The 6,384-nt window shown below is 62.7% G+C and carries 7 protein-coding genes; 1 reads left to right on the forward strand and 6 read right to left on the reverse strand.

What is annotated here, in order from left to right:
• Positions 1-19: 19 nt before the first annotated feature.
• Entirely contained in the window at positions 20-673 is a 654-nt protein-coding gene (locus OC446_RS22400; RefSeq protein ID WP_262031231.1) for a class I SAM-dependent methyltransferase, read from the reverse strand.
• Between the two features lie 12 nt (positions 674-685).
• On the reverse strand, positions 686-1,279 hold the full coding sequence (locus OC446_RS22405; RefSeq protein ID WP_262031232.1) for a hypothetical protein: 594 nt from the start codon (positions 1,277-1,279) through the stop codon (positions 686-688).
• A gap of 409 nt (positions 1,280-1,688) precedes the next feature.
• Between OC446_RS22405 and OC446_RS22410 the strand changes: the two genes are divergently transcribed.
• On the forward strand, positions 1,689-3,266 hold the full coding sequence (locus OC446_RS22410; RefSeq protein WP_262031233.1) for a calcium-binding protein: 1,578 nt from the start codon (positions 1,689-1,691) through the stop codon (positions 3,264-3,266).
• Here the strand turns inward: OC446_RS22410 and OC446_RS22415 are convergent.
• The 4 genes from OC446_RS22415 to OC446_RS22430 form a co-directional block, all read right to left on the reverse strand.
• The gene (locus tag OC446_RS22415) at positions 3,263-3,757 is read right to left on the reverse strand and encodes a YbaK/EbsC family protein (RefSeq protein ID WP_262031234.1); all 495 of its coding nucleotides are present in this window, start codon (positions 3,755-3,757) and stop codon (positions 3,263-3,265) included. The genes OC446_RS22410 and OC446_RS22415 overlap by 4 nt on opposite strands.
• A gap of 112 nt (positions 3,758-3,869) precedes the next feature.
• Positions 3,870-4,724, reverse strand: a complete 855-nt coding sequence (locus OC446_RS22420) for an oxidoreductase (RefSeq protein ID WP_262031235.1) — start codon at positions 4,722-4,724, stop codon at positions 3,870-3,872.
• 102 nt (positions 4,725-4,826) lie between these two features.
• Complete coding sequence (locus tag OC446_RS22425) at positions 4,827-5,801, reverse strand: isoaspartyl peptidase/L-asparaginase family protein (protein ID WP_262031236.1); 975 nt, start codon at positions 5,799-5,801, stop codon at positions 4,827-4,829.
• A 5-nt stretch (positions 5,802-5,806) separates the two neighbouring features.
• The coding region (locus OC446_RS22430; RefSeq protein WP_262031237.1) for a P1 family peptidase at positions 5,807-6,384 on the reverse strand (578 nt) is incomplete at its 5' end.

The raw sequence follows: 6,384 nt of genomic DNA on the forward strand, positions 1-6,384 counted from the left end.
GGCCGCCGCCCGAGCTTACTCAGGGGCTGCGGGGTTCGACAAGCAACGTGAACTCACCCATCCCGTAATCATCAATGACGCGGATGCGGGAGCTCATATGACGTTCGCAGAAGGTCGCCCACCGGTCTGGGCTGGTGCAATAGAGCCCCGCACGTGCCTTCTGACCGGATGCCGGCAAATGGACGAAGTTCACGGCGAAACCCTTCCGGCTGGTGGTTCGGAGATGCACCAACGTCGTCTCGATGAGCTGCTCCCAGAGCGGCAGGGGCTGATCGAGCATGACGTTGAAGATCCCGCTCGCGATGCCGTAATCCGCCGGGCGTGGACTCTCCGTCCCCTGGTGAAACTGGATCCTCTGCCCGGCCCAGCGCTCCCTTGCGCTGCGGATCATGGCCGGGGACAGGTCGATTCCGAAATAATCGACAAGGGTATGGGGGTGATAGAGCCCCAGATAATCGAGAAGGGCTCCGTATCCACATCCGAGGTCGTTGAGCGCGAAGGGACCTCTGAAATCACAGAGCGTGAGAAGCTTCCGAAAGCGGAGAGCCTGTGTTGGCACGCAACTCCAATCCACACCCAAGGGGCTCGGGCCATGGCGTCGGAGCTTCTGCGTGTAGTATCGCTCGACCTGCCGATAGGCTTTGTCGAGCGAAGCAGAGGATAGGTTGGTCATCCGACTCGGAGGCTACCTTCGCCGCGGGGTCTTTCGCGGGGTCTTGGGTGCTGCCTTGGCGGTCTTTGCCGTCTTCGCCGACTTGGCGGGAGCCTTTCGGGCGGTTTTGGACGATTGCCGGGCCATGCGAGGGGCCGTTTTCGGAAGCATGGGTAGCGACACGATGATGTAGGGCTGCTCCATATAGAAGAAACCCGTTCTGGAATCCCTCACGACGACTCGGCGCCCTTCCTCGCTGCGGGAATCGTGAGCCTGGAAGAGGACCGGAAGCGGGCGGCCGGATTCGAAGTTCTCCACCATCATGTTCATGATGCGATCGTTGCCGTTCACACCGGGCTCATCGGAATCGTATTGGTCCAGCTCACCGATGAGTTTGAGCCACCTGTTGCGGGCCCGGGCGTTCCAGAAGCCTCCGAGATTGAGGACGGCGACGCAATCCCGGAAGGAGCGCCCTCTCTGAAAGATCTGGAACTCCTTCTGCAGGACGCCCATCTCCTCGACGCCGCCGAAAGCCTCTCCCGGCCCCTGTGAGGGACCGAAACGCAGGTTCATGAGGTCGAACAATCCGGAAATGAAAATGTCGTCCTCTTTCATGATGCGGCCCATCACACCCTCCACTGTCCCGATACGAAGATATTCCGTAAGTGCAAATCGCATCAGCCGGTAAAATAAATGTCAAGCTTACTTCTTCGGTTACTTGGAGGTAGGAGAGTATTGGCGCACAGAAAAATGCGTTCACTCCCATGCTATCTGTCCTGGAACGTCGGTCTCATAATAGGGGCTGTTCTGTTCCCGAAGGTTGCCCTGGTTGGCGTGGACCAGGCCGGAGAAAAGTAGCGTTCAGTCATTGCGTTGACGAAGGGTTAGGATTAAATAGCGGGATCGTTTTCCGAAATTGTGTTTCGTCTTGGTCCGGCTTTAGCCACTTCTGAAATGGAGAGCCGGCGAGGCGTGTTCCGCTCTCGAGTCGGTCCATTTTCCCGACACATACCTGAAAGTTGTCCGGTAATCCGCGATGGCCGTCCTGACCTTCACCGATAACATGCGGCCTGGGCTTCGCCTGCAGGATTTCCTGACCGCCATCGCAGGCTCCGTTGTCTATGGACAGGAAGGCGGGCTGGAGACGGCGACGTTCCAGGTCAACGTCGATCATACGATCTTCGAGATCGTCTATAGAGGTCCTGTCGTCGGCAGGATTTCGGGGCAGGTCTCGGCGATGGAAGTGCGGCGCGGCGGTGAAACATGGCTCATCTACGCGAGCGGCTCGGTTCCGTTCGACTATGGCGGCGGACTGGAAAGCTTCCATGCAAGTGGTGCTGCGGCCGCGGCTTCGATCATGCAAGGGGGTGATCGGCTCATCGGCTCGTCCCAGGGCGACTATCTCGATGGACAAGCCGGAAACGATTATCTCGATGGGGGAGCTGGCGCGGATACGATGGCTGGCGGAGCCGGCGACGATACCTACATCGTCGACAACGGAGACGACCGGATCCTCGAAACCGTCGGCGGGGGCTATGACATCATCCTGACCAGCGTCGACTTCGCCATGGCGGGTGATGCTGAGACCGAAGAGTTCAGGGCCGTGGCGGGGGCGAGTTCTCTGACCCTGATCGGCAACGATTTCTCGAACCGCATTGTCGGCACGTCGGGCGATGACAGGCTCGACGGCAAAGGAGGTGTCGATACCCTGAGCGGTGGTGCCGGCGACGATTTCTATTTTGTCGATTCTTCCCAAGATGTGGTCGTCGAAGAGGCCGGGCAGGGCTATGACACGGTCATCGCCTATGCCTCGTTCCAGCTGAGCGACAATGTCGAAGTCTTGAAAGCCGGTGGCGGCGACTTCTACCTCAGCCTGACCGGGAACGCGCTCTCGAACGAGATCTTCGGGAATGCGGGCGCGAACGTCATCGACGGCCGCGATGGTGATGATTGGCTCTATGGCGACGGCGGCAATGACATCCTCTACGGAGGGAACGGGCAGGATGTCCTCTACGGGGGCATGGGCGACGATTTTCTTTCCGGTGGGGAAGGCAATGACGCTGTCTATGGGGACGTTGGAAACGACACCCTCGACGGTGGCGCCGGCCGCGATGCCCTCTATGGTGGGACGGGACGGAACCGACTGCTGGGGCAGGGCGGCGACGACACGCTCTATGGCGGGGCGAACGCTGAGACCCTGCTGGGCGGTGATGGCAACGACAGGCTTTACGGGGACGCCGGCAACGATTCTCTCGACGGCGGACCAGGCAACGACACCCTGTCCGGGAGCTGGGGACGTGACACCTTCACGTTCAAGGACAAGCTGAACGCCAAAACCAATGTCGACACGATCAAAGACTTCGACGTCAAGGACGATACGATCCGCCTGGAGAACGGCATCTTCAGGAAGCTGGGCAAGGCCGGAAAGCTGAAACCCGACTTCTTCACCATCGGCAGCAAGGCGCAGGACAAGAACGATTACCTGATCTACAACAAGAAGAACGGGTACCTGTCCTACGATGCGGACGGCTCCGGGTCCAAGTCCAAAGCCATCGTGTTCATCAAGCTGAAATCTGGCCTCGCCCTGACCGACAAGGATTTTTACATCATCTAGGCCATAAGCGGAGAACCGCCTGTTTCAACGGCCGACTGGCAGACATCGACCCAATCGGCGCCGACGAGCTCGGCCATCCTGTCTGGGTGAATCCGCACGGCCGTATGGGTCGAGCCGGCAGCCGGGACCACCTCGTTGAAGGCTTTCAGGGAAATGTCGCAATAGATCGGAAGCGGCGTCGCCAATCCGAAAGGGCAGACGCCGCCGACAGGGTGTCCCGTGAGCGCCTGGACCTGTTCCGCGTCCAGCATCGAGGCCTTGCCGCCGAAGGTCGCTTTGACCTTGCGGTTGTCGAGGCGGGCGGTGCCGCTGGTGACGACCAGGAAGCTCTTTTCGCCGACGCGCAACGACAGGGTCTTGGCGATCCTTTCCGGTCCAACCCCATGTGCTTCCGCCGCCTGGGTCACGGTGGCGGTGCTGGTCTGCATCTCGATGATCTCGATATCCGGTGCGTTTTGGGCGAGGAAGGCGCGAACGGATTCAAGGCTCATGGTCGAGAGGCTCCTTTGCTGGTGGGCTGGGGCGAGCGGCAGGCCACGAAGGGTTCGCCTGATGTGATCGTCCGAGGATAGCCGCCGCTCCGCCTCCCGTGCAAATGTGTTTCTAGCCTTCGCCGTCGGGATAATCGGCTCCACGACTCGTCTCGGCCCAGGCCTCGACCTCCGCGAGCGTCTCTTTCAGCTTCTCCCGCACGCCATCGAGTGCGATGGCGCCCAGAACAAGATGCTTAGGTGGATCCTGCGCTCCTACCGCCTTGATGATGGCCTGCGCAGCGCGGACGGGATCGCCCGGCTGCTTGCCGCTGTAGTTCGCCGTGGTTTCGAGGCGGGCGCCGACCGTGTCCTGGTAATCGCCAATCGTCGGGCGCCGCTGCTGAAGCGAACGGCCCGCCCAATCGGTGCGGAACGGGCCGGGCTCGACGCAGGTCACCTTGATGCCGAGCGGAGCGACCTCCTTGGAAAGCGCATCCGACAGGCCCTCCACTGCATGCTTGGTGGCGGCATAGTAGCCGGAGCCCGGATAGCCGATGAAGCCCGCTTGGGACGAGATGTTGACGACATGCCCGTGCCGGCGGGCGCGCATGCCGGGCAGCACAGCACGGGTCATGGCCGCGAGTCCGAAGACGTTCGTCTCGAACTGCGCGCGGATCTCCGCATCGTCGCCTTCCTCGATGGATGCCTGATAGCCGTAGCCGGCATTGTTCACGAGCACATCGATGGCACCGAAGCGCTCTTCGGCCGCTTTGACGGCGGCGGCGATGTCGGCATTGCGGGTGACGTCGAGCGACAGGGCGAGCGCCTTATCCTCGTGTCCCTGGGTCAGGTCCTGGACCCGTCCGGCATCGCGGGCGGTCACGACGGCACGCCAGCCCCGGTCGAGAACCAGCTGCGCGAGTTCCCGCCCGAATCCGGTGGAGCAGCCCGTGATGAACCAGACGGGATTCTCATTGAGCGGCATGGGGCATTCCTCTCCAGGGCAGGTGCGCGACGGGTGGGATATAGGGGCTTCCCAGAGCAAGGGAACCCCATGAAACCCGTCGCATCGATGCCTACGTGGCCCTTACATCCGTCCGAAGTCGACGAGGGGCTCGTCGTAGATCGCCGTCAGCAGCCTGCCGTCGCCCTTGACCATGCCGCGATACATGCCGGAGCAGTTGAAGGGCAGGGAGACATTGCCCGCATGATCGACCGCCACGATGCCGCCTGACCCGCCCGCCGGCGCCAGCATGTCGATGACCACGGCACGTGAGGCCTCTTCCAGGGACTGACCCGCATAGCGCATGCGGGAAGCGACCTCATGAGCCGCCGCATAGCGGATGAAGATCTCGCCGTGACCCGTGGCCGAAATGGCGCAGGTGTCGTTGTCGGCCCAGGTTCCTGCGCCGATCACCGGGCTGTCGCCGACGCGTCCCGGCGCCTTCGCGGTCATTCCCCCGGTCGAGGTCGCAGCGGCGAGATTGCCGTGGCGGTCACGCGCCACCGCGCCGACCGTGCCGTGCTTGCGCGACTCGTCCTGATCTTCCGCGCCGCTCTGGCGCATGGCGAGTGTTTCCTGCAGGGCGTTCCAGCGCTGCTCGGTGTAGAAGTAGGACGCTTCCTCGAAGGCGAGGCCCTGCTTGCGGCAGAACTCCAAGGCGCTTTCGCCGATGAGGATCACGTGGCCGGAGTGCTCCATCACGGCGCGGGCGGCGAGAATCGGGTTACGCGGGCCGCAGATGCCCGCGACGGCACCGGCCGAGCGGTCGCGACCATCCATGATTGCGGCATCCATCTCCTGCTTGCCGGCCGAAGTATAGACAGCCCCGCGTCCGGCATTGAAGAGCGGCTCGTCCTCGAGCGCCATGACGGCGGCCGACACGGCATCGAGCGCGGCGCCGCCATCGGCGAGAACGGCGCGGCCGGCGTCCAGCGCGCGGCGCAGGCCCGCGTGATAGGCGGCCTCTCGCTCGGGCGTCATCGTGCTGCGAAGGATCGTGCCTGCCCCGCCATGGATCGCGAGGGCGAAATCGTTGTCGGAGGTCGTGCTGCCGGTCATGGTGTTCACGCTTCAGGTGAGAGGGGTTTCAGAGTGTCGATGAGGCCTGGGCGATGATGGCCCGAGCGGCCGGTCATGGAGCCTGCGGCGACGAGTGCGTCGAGCACGGCCTCCTGCGTTGCGTCGGCCATGGCTTCGAAGAGGAGGTCGATGCGGTCCTCGTTGAGAATCTGGAGGCGGACGAGAGCCGCCTTCTCGTCGTGGGACAGGATGTTGGCGGTGGTGAAGCCGAGTGCGATGTCGCCGCTGCCGTGCCCCCAGAAGGAGCCCAGCCGCGCCAGCCCGACGCCGGAACGGCGGATCACGCGCTTGATTTGCCGATCGCTCAACGGAATATCCGTGGCGGCAATGATGATGATGGAACCCTTCTCCGTTACCGTCTCACTGCGAATGCTCGAAGGCGAAACGACCCGGCCGTCGGGCAGGCGAAGGTCCCCGGCGCGTCCGAAATTCGACAGGACGAGCACGCCCAGGTGAAAGCTCCGGCCATCGAGGTCCACACGGCGGGAGGACGTACCGATTCCACCCTTGAACCCAAAGGTGCTCATCCCGCAACCGGCTCCCACGGAGCCGACTGCGAACT

It is taken from the genome of Microvirga sp. Mcv34 (genome assembly GCF_024519725.1).
Lineage (GTDB): Bacteria > Pseudomonadota > Alphaproteobacteria > Rhizobiales > Beijerinckiaceae > Microvirga.